Consider the following 16,369-nt stretch of genomic DNA (forward strand, 5'->3'; position numbering starts at 1 on the left):
TTATACAGTTTTTACCCACACACCAGCCCCGCTTTTGACGTGCAAGGGAATGGTTTTGATTGATTCAAGATAAACAGATTTGAAATGAGAGAATCTTACGTTATTCTGGTCTTTAATTCCATATGAATAATGCTAGATTATCATTATAAATCAAAGTGTTGTTTTTGTATGAAGCGTGCTTTATAGACAAATGTTAGAAAACCCTATTCCCTTAATTTTACTCAGGCACGACTAACTTAAAAGTCAGTAAAAACAATAGGCTACATATAACAAAGAAGAGTGTGGTGCCCAGACGCGGATTCGAACCACGGACACGCGGATTTTCAGTCCGCTGCTCTACCAACTGAGCTATCTGGGCATGCTTCATAAAAAATATAAAGCGTTTGCGGTTATAACATTAAAATTTTCTCTGTCCAGTCATCAAAAGAAAAATAATTGATTTTTTAATAAGTTTATCTCCCTATTCTAGAACGTTATCAATGAATTTTTATCATAAAATAAATTTGATAGGTATATTGGACACTTTAGTGTATTGTTATTAGAAGGCTGTCTTATTGTGGTGATGATACGAAAAAAAATTAAAAGAATCAATCGAGAAGCATGATTAAGAAAGATTTTTTTATAAAGTTTCTATGAATCTTAAGCATACGCAATAATAGACAATATTTTTGACTTTTTTCTAAAAAGATTATTGATTAGTCTTTATAATAATTTGTTTTTCTTTATAAAGAAAGAAAAACATCTAAAAGGGGAGAAATAATGATAATGTTACAAAAACCAAGTAATCGTCCCAATAATACTAATTTTTCTTCAGGTCCTTGTAGCAAACGGCCTGGTTGGACTCTTGATGTTCTTAAAAATGCATTAGTTGGGCGTTCGCATAGATCGAGAGAAGCAGAATTAAAACTTGCTGAAGTTGTTGATTTAACCCGTGAGATTCTTGAAGTTCCTTCTGATCATCGTATAGGAATTATGCCTGGTTCAGATACCGGTGCTGTTGAGGCCGCTTTATGGTCTTTATTAGGTGAGCGTGGCATTGATATGGCGGCGTGGGAAAGTTTTGGGTTTGGGTGGAATAAAGATGTTGTCGAGCAATTAAAGCTTTCTGATGTGCGTCGTTTTGAAGCTCCTTATGGTGAAATACCAGATTTAACACAACTTGACTTTGATCGGGATGTTGTTTTTACATGGAATGGGACAACTTCTGGTGTGCGTATTCCTAATGCAGATTTCATTCCGCATAAGCGGGCTGGATTGACCATTTGTGATGCAACATCGGCAGCTTTTGCGCAATATCTTGATTTTTCAAAATTAGATGTTGTGACGTTTTCATGGCAGAAAGTTTTGGGAGGTGAAGCAGCACATGGTATGGTGATTTTAAGCCCTCGTGCTGTTGAGAGGCTTGAGAATCATGTTCCAGCTTGGCCTATGCCCCAACTTTTCTATATGACAAAAAATGGAAAATTGAATGAAGATATTTTTAAAGGAAAGATCATCAATACACCTTCTATGCTTTGTGTTGAGGATTTCCTTGATGGGTTGAAGTGGGCAAAATCTCTAGGAGGTGCAGCGGCATTAAGAGCTCGGGTTGAGAAAAATTTTTCTGTACTTGATGCTTTTGTTCGCAAAACGCCATGGTTAGAATATTTGGCAAAAGATCCTGAAGTGCGTTCTAACACCGCTGTTTGTTTAGATATTGTGGATCCAGTGATTATTGCTTTGGATACAGAAAATCGAGTATCTTTTATAAAAGCGGTTGTGAAACGTCTTGATGAGGAAGGGGTTGCTTATGATATCGGTTCGTATCGCGATGCTCCTCCTGGGCTTCGAATTTGGGCGGGTATAACAATTGAGGCTTCCGATCTTGAAATTTTAACACAATGGCTTGAGTGGGCGTTCCAAGTTGAAAAAGCACAGCTTTAAATAATTACTGGTGATTTTCACAACGTGTTTTTAAACAAAAAAGGATACGAGAGATTATGATGATCTTTCGTATTCTTGTATCAGACAAACAGCCTCTAAATATTACATGAATTGTAAAAGATTAAGACGGGGAATGAATACTTTGTCAGGTATTGGATACGAACAAATTAAAATCTCTAATGTTTTTACTTTTTGTAGCGAAAATGACAGATTTAAAATATTTGGGTATTTTCTTATCTTTATTATCATAAATTTGAAAATTTAATCACTTGAAGATTGAGAAAAATCTGAAATGAGGAGTCGCACTTGCTTTAAGGTTTCGTTATAAGGAAGCATTTGTTTTTGAATGCTGGTTTTTTTGACCAAACACGACGGAGAAAGTTATGGCCAATGTAGTTGTTGTCGGTACACAATGGGGTGATGAAGGCAAAGGTAAAATTGTAGATTGGTTGTCTGAGCGAGCAGATATTGTGGTAAGATATCAGGGGGGGCATAATGCTGGCCACACATTGGTTATTGATGGAGTGAGTTATAAATTATCGCTTTTACCGTCTGGTTTAGTGCGTGGAAAGCTATCAATCATTGGAAATGGTGTTGTTGTTGATCCTCATCATTTTGTCGCAGAATTAAAAAAACTATGTGATCAGGGTGTACAAATTACACCAGAAATTTTACGGATTGCTGAAAATGCTCCTTTGATTCTTTCTTTGCATCGTGATCTTGATGCAATTCGAGAAAGCGGTTTATCTGGTTTAAAGATTGGTACAACAAAGCGCGGTATTGGACCGGCTTATGAAGATAAGGTGGGACGTCGTGCTATCCGAGTGATGGATTTAGCAGAAAAAGATACACTTATGGCTAAGATTGAGCGGCTTTTGAGGCATCATAATGCTTTGCGTCGTGGAATGGGTGTTGCGGAAATTGATTCTCAAGCACTTTATGATGAATTGATGCAAGTCGCGGATAAAATTTTACCCTTTATGGATTGTACGTGGCGTCTTTTAGATGAAGGGTATCGAGGAGGGAAACACATTCTTTTTGAAGGTGCGCAAGGTGCTTTACTCGATAATGATTTTGGAACTTATCCTTATGTAACGTCATCGAATACAGTTGCTGGGCAGGCATGTACAGGTTCAGGGATGGGACCTGGTGCAATTCATTATGTTTTGGGTATTGCAAAAGCTTACACCACACGCGTTGGAGAAGGGCCGTTTCCGACAGAGCAAATAAATGATATTGGTGAATTTCTGGGAGTGCGTGGACATGAATTTGGTGTTGTAACGGGTCGAAAGCGTCGATGTGGTTGGTTTGATGCTGTCTTAGTACGTCAGATGGTAACAATTTGCGGTGTGCAAGGGATAGCATTGACAAAACTTGATGTTTTGGATGGTTTAGATGAAATAAAAATTTGTATTGGTTATGAGCTTGATGGTAGAAGAATTGATTATTTACCTTCTTCCATGGGAGCTCAAGCTCGGGTGAAGCCTGTTTATGAAACATTAGAAGGTTGGAAGGAAAAAACAGCACATGCGCTGACGTGGGAAGATTTACCTGCGCAGGCTGTTAAATACATACGCTATATTGAAGAACGGATTAATACAAAAGTAGCTTTATTATCCACGAGTCCAGAGCGTGAAGATACTATTCTGATTACAGATCCCTTTGCAAATTGATGGTTGTTTTTAGATTTCTATATATGTTCTCTGTTCGTTTTTGTATCTTTTTACAAAAAAGTTTTTAAGAGCACGTAAGAGAAAGGTGCAAAATAGCATTGTTTATTTTTCATATTCATTTTACATTATTGCGATAGTTGTACCAATATTAAATGGCAACCAATTTAGAAGGCTAAAATAAAGTTTTTTGGCTTTACTATTGATTTTTTCTCAGTTTAAGAGAGATTATAGAGGAAATGGTAGATTTCGTTGGAATCTTAAAAAAGACAATTAATGCACAAAATAATATTACACCACAAGTGCGTAAGCGGATTTATAAGCGGGCTATCGAAACACTAGAACATCAATTTGTAATAGCAAAAATCCCACAAGCAATAGCGGATGAACAAAGAAAGATTCTTCGAAGTTCTATCGCAACCGTTGAAGAAGAATATTTAGTAGTTGAAAAGAAATTGCTTTCTTCAGTCATTGGGTGGAATCCCACAAATATAAATGAAGATAAGAAAGTTACAAAAAAAGTTATATTACCAAAGAATAATGAATTTTCAATGGTAAACATAAAAAGAAAGCAGGATTTTGTTGCACGTTCAAAAGATAATAAAGTATTTGATAAGCCTTATGTATCAGATGTACCAGATGCAGAACCTGTTAATATGGGGGCTTATTTCTCTTCTCAGCATGTTAATAGCTGTACGTTAAAGGGTTCTCCCTCGCAGGAAGATAATCCGCATATTGTTTCGCATATTTTTTCCCAGGCTTTACGTCGCGCTAATAAATCACTGGTGCAAAGGCGTATTGTGATAAGTGCTGTTTCTGTTGCTAGTATTGTTGTTTTAACGGTTGGTATTTTTTTTGTTGGTGAGCGTGTATTTATATCAAATGATCATCAGTTGTTGGGAGAAAATCTTCAAGCTTCTCACAGAGTTCCAAAGGCACTTTCGGTTAAGAGAAAGTTAACACAACGCTTATTAGAGGATGGGAGTGAAATTGATGTCGGTTTAAAACAAGCGACAGATTCTTCGGATGAAGAAGGAATCTCAACAGTTGTTTCTAGCAATTTGCAGTCGCTTGAAAAATCGGGTGAAGCTGTTTTTTATCAAGCACGTACAAATTATGATGCAGAAAAGATGGCAACCGGAAGTGTTCGCTGGACGCTTATAAAGGAGTCTTATGTGAAGGGGGCTCCAGAAGAAACAACTATACAAGGTGATATAACAATTCCTGATGAAGGGATATCATTACGGTTAATTTTACGTCGTAATACCGATCAGTCATTTCCTGCTGCGTATATTATGGACCTTATTTTTATTCTTTCGGATAAATTTTCAGGTAAAGCTATAAGCAATGTTCAAGCATTAACCTTTAAAGCAAGTGAACAATCCATTGGACTGGCTTTAACAAGAACTATTGCTGCAAAGATTAACGATGACTTTTTTCTTGTCGCATTGAGTGGAAATCATCCATTTCTTGATCGAAATTTACAATTGATGCGAGAATTAGATTGGATGCGTTTGGTGTTAACGGATAAAAACGGGCGTATAAGTGAATTAACCTTTGCAAAAGGACCAACAGGTAAGTCTATTTTTAATGAAGTTATTGGACAATGGCTTGCACAACAAGATAAGTTAACAGTTCTTGGTCAAAAAAATAAAACATAGATGCAAAAAAATAAACGGCTGTGAAGAATTCTCTATATCTGTTTCTATCAATTATACCAAATGCGCTCAACAAAGCCTATACATCAATAACTCAAAAAATTAGATAGGCTAATTTACCCGTATAAAGCCAATATATGCCTTTTTTCATTTTTACTTTAAGAATGTGCAAACAATTGGCTTTATACTTAATTCTAGAATTTTATACTTGAGCTTGAGATAAAGTAGAATCTTTGATAAAGTTTTGCACTTTTTCAAATGCACGCATTTCAATTTGTCTTACTCGTTCTCGACTAATATTAAATTCACCAGAGAGTTCTTCTAAGGTTAGTGGGATATCGTTTAAACGACGCGCTTTGAATATACGTTTTTCGCGTTCATTGAGATTGTCCATGGCATTTATGAGCATGGAACGGCGATTTTCTAATTCACTTTTTTCAATTAAAATTTGTTCTTGATCGTTAGATTCATCCACCAACCAATCTTGCAACTCGCTGTTTTCCCCTTCCTTTGTTCGAATCGGTGCATTGAGTGACGTGTCACCACCAAGCCTGCGATTCATTGAAACAACTTCATCTTCCGTAACATTCAACTGTGTTGCAATTTCTTTTACTTGTTCTGCGTTGAGATCACCGCTATCAAGGGCTTGAAGTTTACTTTTTATCTTACGAAGGTTGAAAAACAAGCGCTTTTGATTGGCTGTTGTCCCCATTTTCACCAAACTCCAAGATCGCAATACATACTCTTGGATTGATGCTTTAATCCACCATATTGCATAGGTTGCAAGACGAAAACCCCGTTCTGGTTCGAAACGTTTAACAGCTTGCATGAGTCCAACATTACCTTCTGAAATGACTTCCCCAATGGGGAGTCCATAGCCCCGATATCCCATCGCTATTTTAGCTACGAGACGCAAATGACTGGTTACCAGCCTATGCGCAGCTTTTAAGTCATTATGCTCACGGTAACGCTGAGCTAACATATATTCTTCTTTTGGTTCAAGCATTGGAAAACGACGGACTTCCTCTAAGTAACGATTTAAACCGCCATCACCTGTTATTACTGATAACAAATTCATATGGGCCATATAGCACCCTCCTTTTGTCTGAATTCCCTGATAAGGCAAATTCTCTGTTTCAGATAGCGAACTACCCTTGTAACCTCACTTTAGCATATTTTTGAATTTTGTTCAAAAAAAGATATTTTATTGTCAAATCTTGAGAAGGAGAAAAGTTTCAATTCATTTTTTTAAAATGCTTAATAAGTTTAGCCATATCTTGAGGCAGCGGTGTGGAAAACGACATAACTTTACCGGTAGAAGGATGTTCAAAAGTAAGACTTGCAGCATGGAGTGCATGTCGGTTGAATTGATCTATTGCATTTTTAATAATGGGATTAAGGGTATTTGACTTTGTTTTAAAAGCATTTCCATAAACCGTATCACCTACGAGAGGATGTCCGATATGAGCCATATGAACACGGATTTGATGGGTACGTCCGGTTTCCAAACGACATTCCAGAAGGCTAGCAAAAGACGTTGAGTCTGGATGAGTACCGTATTTTTCAAGCAGAGAAACATGTGTAACAGCATGACGAGCATAAGAATTTTGGCTATGAATAACAGCTTGCTTTGTTCGGTTATGGGGCGAACGACCAAGTGATGCATCAATTGTCCAGACATTACGGTGAGGTGCCCCCCAAATCAAGGCATGATAACGTCGATCTAATGCGCAGGTACGTCCATGATCAGAAAATTGAGCGCTAAGACTTTTATGGGCCAGATCATTTTTTGCAACAACCATGACACCGCTTGTATTTTTATCGAGACGATGGACAATGCCAGGGCGTTTAACACCACCTATACCAGATAAACTATTACCACAGTGGTAAATAAGAGCATTAACCAACGTACCAGTCCAATTGCCATTCCCAGGATGAACAACAAGACCAGCTGGTTTATTAATAACGATGATATGATCATCTTCAAAAAGGATGTCCAATGCGATAGCTTCAGCGCTAGGTTCTGCATCACGAAGATCAGGCATTGCCAATTCAATTATTTGGTTAATTTTTAATTTTGTTTTTGGTTCCTTTATGAGATGACCATCAATCTTAAGACAGCCTTCATGGATGAGGGCTTGCAAACGTGAACGTGAGAGCACATTATGGTATTGTTTTGCGAGCCACTGGTCAAGACGTTGCCCAAGAGCACCTTCATCCGTTATTTTCTGTATTACCATACGATTCCTATTAAGTTTTTAATAAGATTCTCTTACCAGTATGAAATTGCTTTACTATCAAGAAATTCTTTAATTCCCCAATGTCCCCCTTCACGGGCGCGCCCAGAAAATTTTACACCTCCAAAGTAGCTTCCACTGGGTAACCCATGTCCATTAACTTCTACCATACCAGAGCGTACTTGTGCTGCAATACGACGACATTTGTTGCGATCTTGTGATTGAATATAATTTGTAAGACCATACTCAGTGTTATTGGCTAAAGCGACGGCTTCTTCTTCTGTACTAAAAGCAAGAATCGAGAGAACTGGACCAAAGATTTCTTCTTTAAAAATACGCATATGAGGTTTTACATCAGCAAAGACTGTTGGACGAACATAATAACCGCGTTCCATTCCTTTTGGTAAACCAGTCCCTCCTGCAACAAGAGTTGCACCTTCATCAATTCCCGATTGGATAAGTTCTTGAATTTTATCGTATTGTTTTTTTGAAACGACAGGCCCAATATGATTTCCTTCTTGGTAGTTTGGTCCTACTTTTGTTGTTTCTGCAATATCTTTAGCTATTTTTACGGCTTTGTCATAGATGCTCTGTTCCACAAGCATACGAGTCGGTGCATTACAACTTTGTCCACTATTATAAAAGCAATGTCGTGCACCACGTTGAATAGCATCTGAGTCGGCATCAGCAAAGATAATATTCGCTCCTTTTCCTCCAAGTTCCAGACAGACTCTTTTTAAAGTTGCGCTGGCATTTTTCGAAATATCTTTTCCTGCTCTGGTTGAACCAGTAAAGCTGATCATTTCTAAATCTGGATGTGCAGAGAGGTAAGAGCCGACAGTCGCACCATCACCATTGATTAAATTAAAAACACCGGCTGGAAGTGCTGCTTCATCTAAAATTTCAGCAAAAAGCATAGCAGAAAGAGGCGCAATTTCAGAGGGTTTTAACACCATGGTACAGCCAGCCAAGAGAGCAGGAATAACTTTAAGCGTTACTTGATTCATGGGCCAATTCCATGGCGTAATTAATCCTACGACGCCGATAGGATCGTAGTGAAGGATGGCTTGCTCATTTCCCTTTATTAAAGTTTCTTGGAACGAAAACTCTTTATAAGCTTTGATAAAATTGCGAATATGAGAACTTCCGGTTGCAGTTTGCGCATTAAGCGCCATATCAATTGGTGCTCCCATTTCCATTGAAATGGTTTTTGCCATGTCTTTGGAACGTTTTTCATAGATTTCTAGAATTTTTTCAACGAATCCGAGACGCTCGCTTGGTGACGTTGTTTTCCATTTTTGAAACGCTTCTTTAGCCGCGTTAATTGCCTTATCGGCATCTTTTGTACTTCCAAGGCTAATGACAGCACAAGCCTCTTCTGTTGATGGATTAATGACGTCAAAGTCGTGAGGAGTGCTTGGATCATCCCATAGACCATTGATATAAAATTTCCGTTTGTTAAACATAATTGGCTCCCTTTTTTCTATTTGTGTTTATGTCATTATGATTATCTTAGTCTAAGCCTTTTTAAACGAGGATAACAAGGGTAATCTTATAAAAACGCGAGAAACTAGATTATATTATGGTAATTGAGCATGAAGAATTTAATAGAGCAATGCTTATATAACTATTTGTATTATCGAGACTAATTTCTTTTATGAAAAGGGAGAGAAAGAGAGGTATAGACAATTTCCTTGAAGCTTTTTTATCATGAAGTTTTTTTTCAAAACGAATGGAATACGCGCTATACGACACCATAAACTGGGTAATTTACGTCGTAAATAGGAAGAAAAAACATTATGAATATGCATTATGGCATTATTTTTTTTATTGAAAAGTAGCTATCAGCAAAAGGTTATTAACCTTCATACGATAGTCTCTATGAATTCTTTTTGAAAAGATTATTTTTCTCATTGCTATAAATTTGTTGGGTGCCATGCATAATTCGAAAACAAAATCTATTTCTACATCTTCTTTTTCTGATGATGGTACAAAAGGTGCATCAAGAGAAGATTTATCTATTAAGATTACCGAGATATTTCCTTATCCGGAAGTGTGGAAAAAGGCATTTACCCTCGGAAAAAATGTCCGTTTTACGCGTACCCCAGAAGTTGAGATTTTGCGTCGTCGTATAGAAACAGATCCAATTTTTGCAAAACAGTTTAAAATTTTTACGAAACAAGATCAAAAACAAATTACAGATATTGTACGCTGTAACAAGAAAACGAAAAATGTTCTATCCACAAAAAAAGTCATTAATCCTCAATCAATAGAGAATAAAACGTCAGTTTGTCATTCAACAGTTTTACAGCAGTTGTCACGACAGACTATTGGTATGTCATCAGCAAATATTCCGCTTAAGGAGGATAAACAAGAACATAAATTACCAGGAGAAAATGTGCTACAAAAAATGAATCCTGCTTTGCACCTTTCCAATGATGCATTTTTTGAGTGTGAATCTTTGATATTTGAATATGTGGATACTCAAACTTCAAAAGAGGATGCATCGATTGACACAAAAAATGAAATTACACCTCATATTCCTTCTGCCTTTGATGAGTCAATAACGGCTCTTTATCGTGTTCTTGAATACCGCTTTCCACAACTCTATGATTCAATTACATCAGAATCTCCAGCAGAAAGGATGCGAGGTGTTGAGCAAATTTCTGATTTAATGCATACAAATAATGATACGGCTAAAAAGTATCATTCTAAGCTTTCTGTTGAAGATTGTGTCCATACGCAAAGTGATGCAGAGGCGTTAAACAATACTGAGGCGTTAAGCGGTGCTGGGGCTCGTATAGAGACTGAAAATAGCAATAATACTATCGCTAATAATACCGTTGATTGTGTAACAAAAGATGTCACAAAGAATTCAAAAGATTTGTCTGTGATGCAAGCAAACGTTAAAACTAAAATATTCCAATCTAGCCGCGCGCCATTAGGCAATTATGATTCTGCTTTTGTGCAAAATATGCACTCTGTTGACTGTGATGTTTATGAGTTTCCTCCGGTCAGTTTATTACAGAAACCTGTTTTTCATGAAGGTACGATGATTCCTCAGGAAACATTAGAACGTGGTGCTGGACTTTTGGAAAGTGTTTTGGAAGATTTTGGTATTAAGGGTGAAGTTATCCATGTACATCCAGGGCCAGTGGTTACAATGTATGAATTTGAGCCTGCTGCGGGTGTAAAGTCATCGCGCGTTATTAATCTTTCTGATGATATTGCGCGTTCTATGTCTGCTATTTCTACACGCGTTGCTGTCATTCCTGGACGTAATGTTATCGGGATTGAGTTACCCAATGCGGTTCGTGAAACCGTTTATTTACGTGAATTAATCCAAACACGTTCTTTTCGTGAAAGTGAATTTAAACTTGCTCTTGCTTTGGGGAAAGGGATTAATGGTGAACCGGTCATTGCAGAATTAGCAAAAATGCCTCATTTATTGGTTGCGGGAACAACAGGATCAGGAAAGTCTGTTGCAATTAATACAATGATTTTGTCGATTCTTTATCGTATGACACCAAAGCAGTGTCGTTTGATCATGGTTGATCCTAAAATGTTAGAGCTCTCTGTTTATGATGGCATACCACATCTTTTAACACCTGTTGTAACAGATCCTAAAAAAGCAGTAACAGCTTTAAAATGGGCGGTTCGTGAAATGGAAGAACGTTATCGCAAAATGGCTAAGTTAGGTGTGCGTAATATTGATGGTTTTAATGCACGCGTTGCACTTGCAGCTCAAAAAGGCGAAACGATCATGTGTACTGTACAATCGGGCTTTGATAAGGAAACAGGGGAAATGCTTTATCATGAAGAAGCCATGGATCTCACGCAGCTTCCTTATATTGTTGTGATTGTTGATGAGATGGCTGATCTTATGATGGTGGCAGGGAAAGAAATAGAGAATGCCATTCAGCGCTTAGCGCAAATGGCGCGTGCGGCAGGTATTCATCTTATTATGGCAACGCAGCGTCCTTCTGTTGATGTTATCACAGGGACAATTAAAGCGAACTTTCCTACCCGCATTTCTTTTCAAGTAACCTCAAAAATTGATAGTCGTACGATCTTGGGTGAACAAGGTGCTGAAACGCTTTTAGGTCAGGGGGATATGCTTCATATGGTAGGTGGTGGGCGCATCGTGCGCGTTCATAGCCCTTTTGTCTCTGATGAAGAAGTTGAATCCATCGTTGCACATCTTAAAATGCAAGGAAAACCTGATTATTTAGCAACGGTAACGGATAATGAAGACGATAACAAAGAGGATGCTTCTGCTGATTCAACGGTTGGAGTTTCTGAGGACGAAAATTTTGATGAAGAGGGTGAGGGACTTTATAATCAAGCTGTAAAGATTGTTATGCGTGATAGAAAATGTTCAACATCTTATATTCAGCGTCGACTTTCAATCGGCTATAATAAAGCAGCTTCTCTTGTCGAACAGATGGAAGAAAAAGGCATTGTTGGAGCCGCTAATCATGTTGGAAAACGTGAAATTCTACTCAATGAAGGGAAATAAACAAGCACATTTTAAAATGGGAAATTTTTAAAATGTCTGACAGTCATTATTAAAATGTGCTTGTTTTATTTTTTCAGAGAAAATGGGCTACACGTATTTATCTTTTATAATTATTAAAAAATTGAGTAGAGAGTTATAAAGCAAAAGTGATTTTTTGTATTAAAACTGCTGATGAAGTAAACAGGCTGATATCAAAGGAGATTGTAAGATATTTTTAGTTTTCTCGATGATCTGGAATGTAAAGAAATTAAACAAATCTTTATATGAAGACCGGTGATGTTTGTTTTCTATTCTATTTGCAGAGAGATTCTTGAGTCAAGTAGTGTGGTGATATATTTTTTGTTTTTTTCTGTCGCGATTTTAATGAAAAAAAGGTCTTTGGGCGATTATGGAGAATATCATAAGAAGAGTATCCAATATACAAGGTCTGTTGCGTTGGGTGCTTTAAAGCGCTACGCTGAATTTATTATCATTTGATACTGTCAGTGCAAGAAAGATATTCTTACGAGACTTTATTTGAAAAAGAAATTTTTAATTTCGGATTTTTATCATGCAATATACTGATTTATAATGGTAGTTTATCATTATTTGTGTGAATAAAAGTCTCCAATATCGTAAGATTTTTTCATTTCAAATCTATTCCATGTTGAATAGTCAAAACCATTTTTTTGTATATCATAAGTTAAGTTAGCGTATGGGTAAAAAACATTTAAAAAAGGAATTTAAATGCCTCTGATGAGGGCATTCAAATGCCAAAAACTATTGGCAACATGAGGAGCTGGAAAGTATAATGATGGTGCTAGCTGATTTTTGCGTAAGTATAAAATGGTAATACACAATGCTTTGATATCTTCTATGGTGATCTTTATAGCGCACCATTTACGGGGGACGTCGTAAATAAGTTTGGGGATCGTGGATATATCTCTTTAAAACAGGCGCATGAATGCGCAAAATTAAGTGTATTCTTTTTTTGGTGACTATTTTATGTGAGGATCATGTTCCTATTAAGGTGACAAATCTTATTACCTTAATAGGTGAATAAGTAACAGTGTTAGGGAATTCTTTTTATTTTTGTTTTGTTGGTGAAGCAGTCAAAATTTTGCTACAGACAATTGATACAAGATGTCAGAGTATTGTAACCAGAGAAGGTACTTGTAAAAGATTAGCATTATTCGTTTGAGAGTAAATCCAATACTTTTTTAGTTTTAGTTATGCCATTAAAAGAAGATGAGTTGAAGTTAAATACAAATGAATTAAAATGTAAGCAAGAAGCTTTTCGTTTTACACCAGAGCTTTTGCCGCGACCTTTTACGTGGAAAATTGATAGCAATGGTTTATTTTGTGAAGTTTCAAAAGAGTTAGCTGAAGTTGTTGGGCCTCTCTCTTCCTCTATTTTAGGATGTAATTTTCATGATCTTGCTTATCAATTTAATGATGAGCGGTATCGGATTCTTAGCCGTTTTATTGAAGCGGCTGTACCTTGGAATGAAGAGATTGTTCAATGGCCTGTTGATGGCTGTTCACAATGGCTTGATGTTGAGTTATCTGCTTTACCAATTTTTGATGTTAAAAAGAAGCTTAAGGGATTTTGCGGCTTTGGTGTTTTAAAAGTACGAGAAAAAGTCCAAGAAAAAAGAGATGAAAAGCTGAAGACGGAAATGCCGTGTCTCTCTGAGATAGAACGATCAGCTTTTCGTGAGATTGCCGAGCAATTGCGTGATGAATTGAATTCATCGGAAAAAGAAGAAGAGAATTTTTTTGAAGAGACAGCTATTCAGTTACCATATGCACAGACATTGTCGGTAAATGCTATAGAACAGGCTCTCATAAAAGAGCCAGCTGCAGTTTTATCATTGTTGGATACAGCAACTGATGGTGTTTTATGGTTGGATAAACAGGGCTTTATTCAATCAGCGAGTAGGGCAGCCTTAGCATTAATGAGTTATGAAATAAATGAACTACGAGGACAGCCATTCTCTTCATTATTTACTTTGCAAAGCCAACCTTTGGTTGAAAAATATTTTAAATCAATCCGTATAGAGGGGAAAAATCAGGTTTTAAATCGCAGTGAAAGCGCTGATTTAATGACGAAAAATCATAAAAATATAACCGTTTTGATAACGATTGTATTTTTGGCAAAGCAAGGCAATTATGCTGTTATGTTGCGTGATATAACACAAACAGTTCCATCAGGAGAAAAAAAAGCAGAAGAGGATAAAATCGTTGGAGTTGTTCATGAAATACGAACACCTTTGAATGCTCTTATTGGTTTTGCAGAAATTATGAGAGAAGGCCGTTTTGGTTCGATAGAAAATGAGCGCTATCATGGATATTTACGCGATATTATTTCCTCTGGAAAACATATATTATCGCTGATTAATCAATTACTAGAGTGCTCGAAGATAAATTATTCTGATTCCGATAACCAGATTGATACTTCCCTTATTTCTGAAACATTTGATGTGATATCTTGTTTACGTGCGACGATCGCTTTTCTTGAAACTCAAGCTAATCAGAACGGCATTATCATGCGTATTGTTGCTCCACCTCACGTTCCATTTATTCCTGTATCACGACAAGTGTTTCGCCAGATTATATGGAATCTTCTCTCTAATGCCATTCGTTTTACGTCATTGGGTGGGCAGATTATTGTTCACGTTTCTTATAGAAAAGAACGTGTAAAAATTTCAGTGAGCGATAATGGTATAGGGATGAGCGAAGAAGAGATTATACAGGCACTGCAACCTTATGGCCAAGTAGAGCGCAAAGATGGCCGATCTGGTGATAGCGCTTTTATGGGAACAGGTTTAGGCCTCCCAATGTGTAAAGCAATGGTGGAAGAAAGAGGAGGACAATTTTTACTGTTCTCAAAACCAAACCATGGAACAACTGTGGAAATGTTTTTTCCTCGTGTTCCATGAGGTTAATCATGCATAAAATTATTTTTTCTTAGCCAAAAGATCTCTAATTTCTATTAAAAGTTGTTCTTCTGAAGACGTTTTTTTGGGGCTTTCTTCTTCTTTTCTACGAATTTTATTCATAGCCTTAACGAATAAAAAAAGAACCCAAGCAATAATGAGAAAATTGATAAGTAAAGTAATAAAGTGTCCATAGCTAATGGTTGCTCCAGCTGCTTTGGCGGCACTCAATGTTGCTTGTTTTTCGCCAGCAAGTTGAATAAACATATTAGAAAAATCAATCCCACCTGTAATCAGTCCAATGATTGGCATAAAAATATCATTGACAATTGAGTTGACCAAGCTACCAAAAGCACCCCCTATAATCACACCGATAGCAAGATCAATCATATTACCTTTTAGGGCAAATTCTTTGAATTCTTTAAGCATTGTGTTTTCCCCTTTATGTAAGCGATATACGGTAATTTACTTACCGCTTTTGATGAAAAAGGAAAGGGCAGATTTTATTTTTAGGGTTATATTACGATATTAATATCATTTTCAAAGAACTTTATAAGGTTTAATAAAGAGCTTTAGGATTCTATTTGAATGTACATAGAACATTTCCTAGAAAAAAGCTTTTTTGATAAAAATTATATCTGCTTTTTTCAACAGAAAGTAGAAAACTGTAGCTTAATTTATATAATTGTCTCAAGATTTTTATGTTAACATTAAAAAGAGAGATTTTTACACAATACCACAAAATGGGCAGTGTTGAAAGCTGAGCTATCAGAAAGTTTCTCAAATGAAGTACATATATTGGCATAAAAAGAGAGTTAAGAATAAAAAATCTATTTCAACCCTGGTGGGAGAAATGGATAGAGAAGGTGAGAGTAAGATTTATAACTTAAATTTCTCTTAATTTAGCAAGCGATAATAGCGATTAGGGGCATGTTAGAGCTTATCTAAAAGCTATTTGTATTGCGTTACATGAACTGAAAATGGCGATCACCGATGGAAGGTAGCACATTTCATTAACTAGAAGATTGTATTAGTTTATAGACAGGAGAACTATAGGGTTAGCAAGATCATTTTGATTTGGAAGTTGTTGGTATGATAGGATGTGGGTTCAATGATCAACTGTCATCATTTCGACCATGTGTTCGACAATTACTTTTAGTGCTTCTGATGATAAAGGTACGCGAAATTTTGTTGTAGCATCGCGCTTTTCTTTCATATTTTCAGCAGGGATAGTCCATATATCATTATAAATTTGGTCTTTATGAATATGACGTAAAGAGCTAGAGAGAGCGCCTGTAAGGATAAGCAAATGCAAAGCCAGATATTTTATGTTTTGTGTTTTACAAAGCGTTTGATAAAAGGCAGTGCATCTTTCCAATCCATTGCTGGTCTATTTTGCGTTTTATGACGTTGTTTTCCTAAGAGCGCGCGTGCTTTTGTTGTT

At 36.7% G+C, this 16,369-nt stretch carries 9 protein-coding genes, 1 tRNA gene and 1 pseudogene; 5 read left to right on the plus strand and 6 right to left on the minus strand.

Annotation, left to right across the window (positions count from 1 at the left end; all coding sequences use genetic code 11):
• Positions 1 to 282: 282 nt before the first annotated feature.
• Positions 283 to 358, minus strand: a tRNA-Phe gene (locus ACFIML_RS08145).
• Between the two features lie 401 nt (positions 359 to 759).
• Between ACFIML_RS08145 and ACFIML_RS08150 the strand changes: the two genes are divergently transcribed.
• From ACFIML_RS08150 to ACFIML_RS08160, 3 genes are all read left to right on the plus strand, one after another.
• The gene (locus ACFIML_RS08150; protein ID WP_375687861.1) at positions 760 to 1,923 is read left to right on the plus strand and encodes a phosphoserine transaminase; all 1,164 of its coding nucleotides are present in this window, start codon (positions 760 to 762) and stop codon (positions 1,921 to 1,923) included.
• A 383-nt stretch (positions 1,924 to 2,306) separates the two neighbouring features.
• On the plus strand, positions 2,307 to 3,596 hold the full coding sequence (locus ACFIML_RS08155) for an adenylosuccinate synthase (RefSeq protein ID WP_375614772.1): 1,290 nt from the start codon (positions 2,307 to 2,309) through the stop codon (positions 3,594 to 3,596).
• A 236-nt stretch (positions 3,597 to 3,832) separates the two neighbouring features.
• Complete coding sequence (locus ACFIML_RS08160) at positions 3,833 to 5,254, plus strand: hypothetical protein (protein ID WP_375687863.1); 1,422 nt, start codon at positions 3,833 to 3,835, stop codon at positions 5,252 to 5,254.
• 199 nt (positions 5,255 to 5,453) lie between these two features.
• On the opposite strand, the gene rpoH is transcribed toward ACFIML_RS08160, so the two are convergent.
• The 3 genes from rpoH to ACFIML_RS08175 form a co-directional block, all read right to left on the minus strand.
• Complete coding sequence (gene rpoH / locus ACFIML_RS08165) at positions 5,454 to 6,338, minus strand: RNA polymerase sigma factor RpoH (RefSeq protein WP_375607451.1); 885 nt, start codon at positions 6,336 to 6,338, stop codon at positions 5,454 to 5,456.
• Positions 6,339 to 6,486: 148 nt separating this feature from the next.
• Positions 6,487 to 7,491 (minus strand): RluA family pseudouridine synthase, encoded by a 1,005-nt coding sequence (locus ACFIML_RS08170; RefSeq protein ID WP_375608649.1) that lies wholly within the window; start codon positions 7,489 to 7,491, stop codon positions 6,487 to 6,489.
• 32 nt (positions 7,492 to 7,523) lie between these two features.
• Positions 7,524 to 8,954, minus strand: a complete 1,431-nt coding sequence (locus ACFIML_RS08175; RefSeq protein WP_375607449.1) for an aldehyde dehydrogenase family protein — start codon at positions 8,952 to 8,954, stop codon at positions 7,524 to 7,526.
• Between the two features lie 470 nt (positions 8,955 to 9,424).
• On the opposite strand from ACFIML_RS08175, the gene ACFIML_RS08180 reads away from it, so the two are divergent.
• Both ACFIML_RS08180 and ACFIML_RS08185 read left to right on the plus strand, forming a co-directional pair.
• Positions 9,425 to 12,007: a DNA translocase FtsK gene (locus ACFIML_RS08180; protein ID WP_375687865.1), complete on the plus strand. Its 2,583-nt coding sequence runs from the start codon at positions 9,425 to 9,427 to the stop codon at positions 12,005 to 12,007.
• A gap of 1,232 nt (positions 12,008 to 13,239) precedes the next feature.
• The gene (locus ACFIML_RS08185; protein ID WP_375687867.1) at positions 13,240 to 14,928 is read left to right on the plus strand and encodes an ATP-binding protein; all 1,689 of its coding nucleotides are present in this window, start codon (positions 13,240 to 13,242) and stop codon (positions 14,926 to 14,928) included.
• 18 nt (positions 14,929 to 14,946) lie between these two features.
• Here the strand turns inward: ACFIML_RS08185 and mscL are convergent, their stop codons facing one another.
• A complete protein-coding gene (gene mscL / locus ACFIML_RS08190) occupies positions 14,947 to 15,354 on the minus strand; it encodes a large conductance mechanosensitive channel protein MscL (protein WP_375607446.1) in 408 nt (135 codons plus the stop codon).
• 718 nt (positions 15,355 to 16,072) lie between these two features.
• Positions 16,073 to 16,369 (minus strand): annotated as a pseudogene (locus ACFIML_RS08195) (integrase); the annotation flags it as partial.

This window comes from Bartonella sp. AC62GZZY, assembly GCF_042196525.1.
In the GTDB taxonomy this organism is placed as follows: domain Bacteria; phylum Pseudomonadota; class Alphaproteobacteria; order Rhizobiales; family Rhizobiaceae; genus Bartonella.

Excerpts from the sequence above, each read along its gene's own strand:
- ACFIML_RS08150 (WP_375687861.1), top strand. The coding sequence starts at position 760 with ATGATAATGTTACAAAAACCAAGTAATCGTCCCAATAATACTAATTTT.
- ACFIML_RS08155 (WP_375614772.1), top strand. The coding sequence starts at position 2,307 with ATGGCCAATGTAGTTGTTGTCGGTACACAATGGGGTGATGAAGGCAAA.
- ACFIML_RS08160 (WP_375687863.1), top strand. The coding sequence starts at position 3,833 with ATGGTAGATTTCGTTGGAATCTTAAAAAAGACAATTAATGCACAAAAT.
- rpoH (WP_375607451.1), bottom strand. The coding sequence starts at position 6,338 with ATGGCCCATATGAATTTGTTATCAGTAATAACAGGTGATGGCGGTTTA.
- ACFIML_RS08170 (WP_375608649.1), bottom strand. The coding sequence starts at position 7,491 with ATGGTAATACAGAAAATAACGGATGAAGGTGCTCTTGGGCAACGTCTT.
- ACFIML_RS08175 (WP_375607449.1), bottom strand. The coding sequence starts at position 8,954 with ATGTTTAACAAACGGAAATTTTATATCAATGGTCTATGGGATGATCCA.
- ACFIML_RS08180 (WP_375687865.1), top strand. The coding sequence starts at position 9,425 with ATGCATAATTCGAAAACAAAATCTATTTCTACATCTTCTTTTTCTGAT.
- mscL (WP_375607446.1), bottom strand. The coding sequence starts at position 15,354 with ATGCTTAAAGAATTCAAAGAATTTGCCCTAAAAGGTAATATGATTGAT.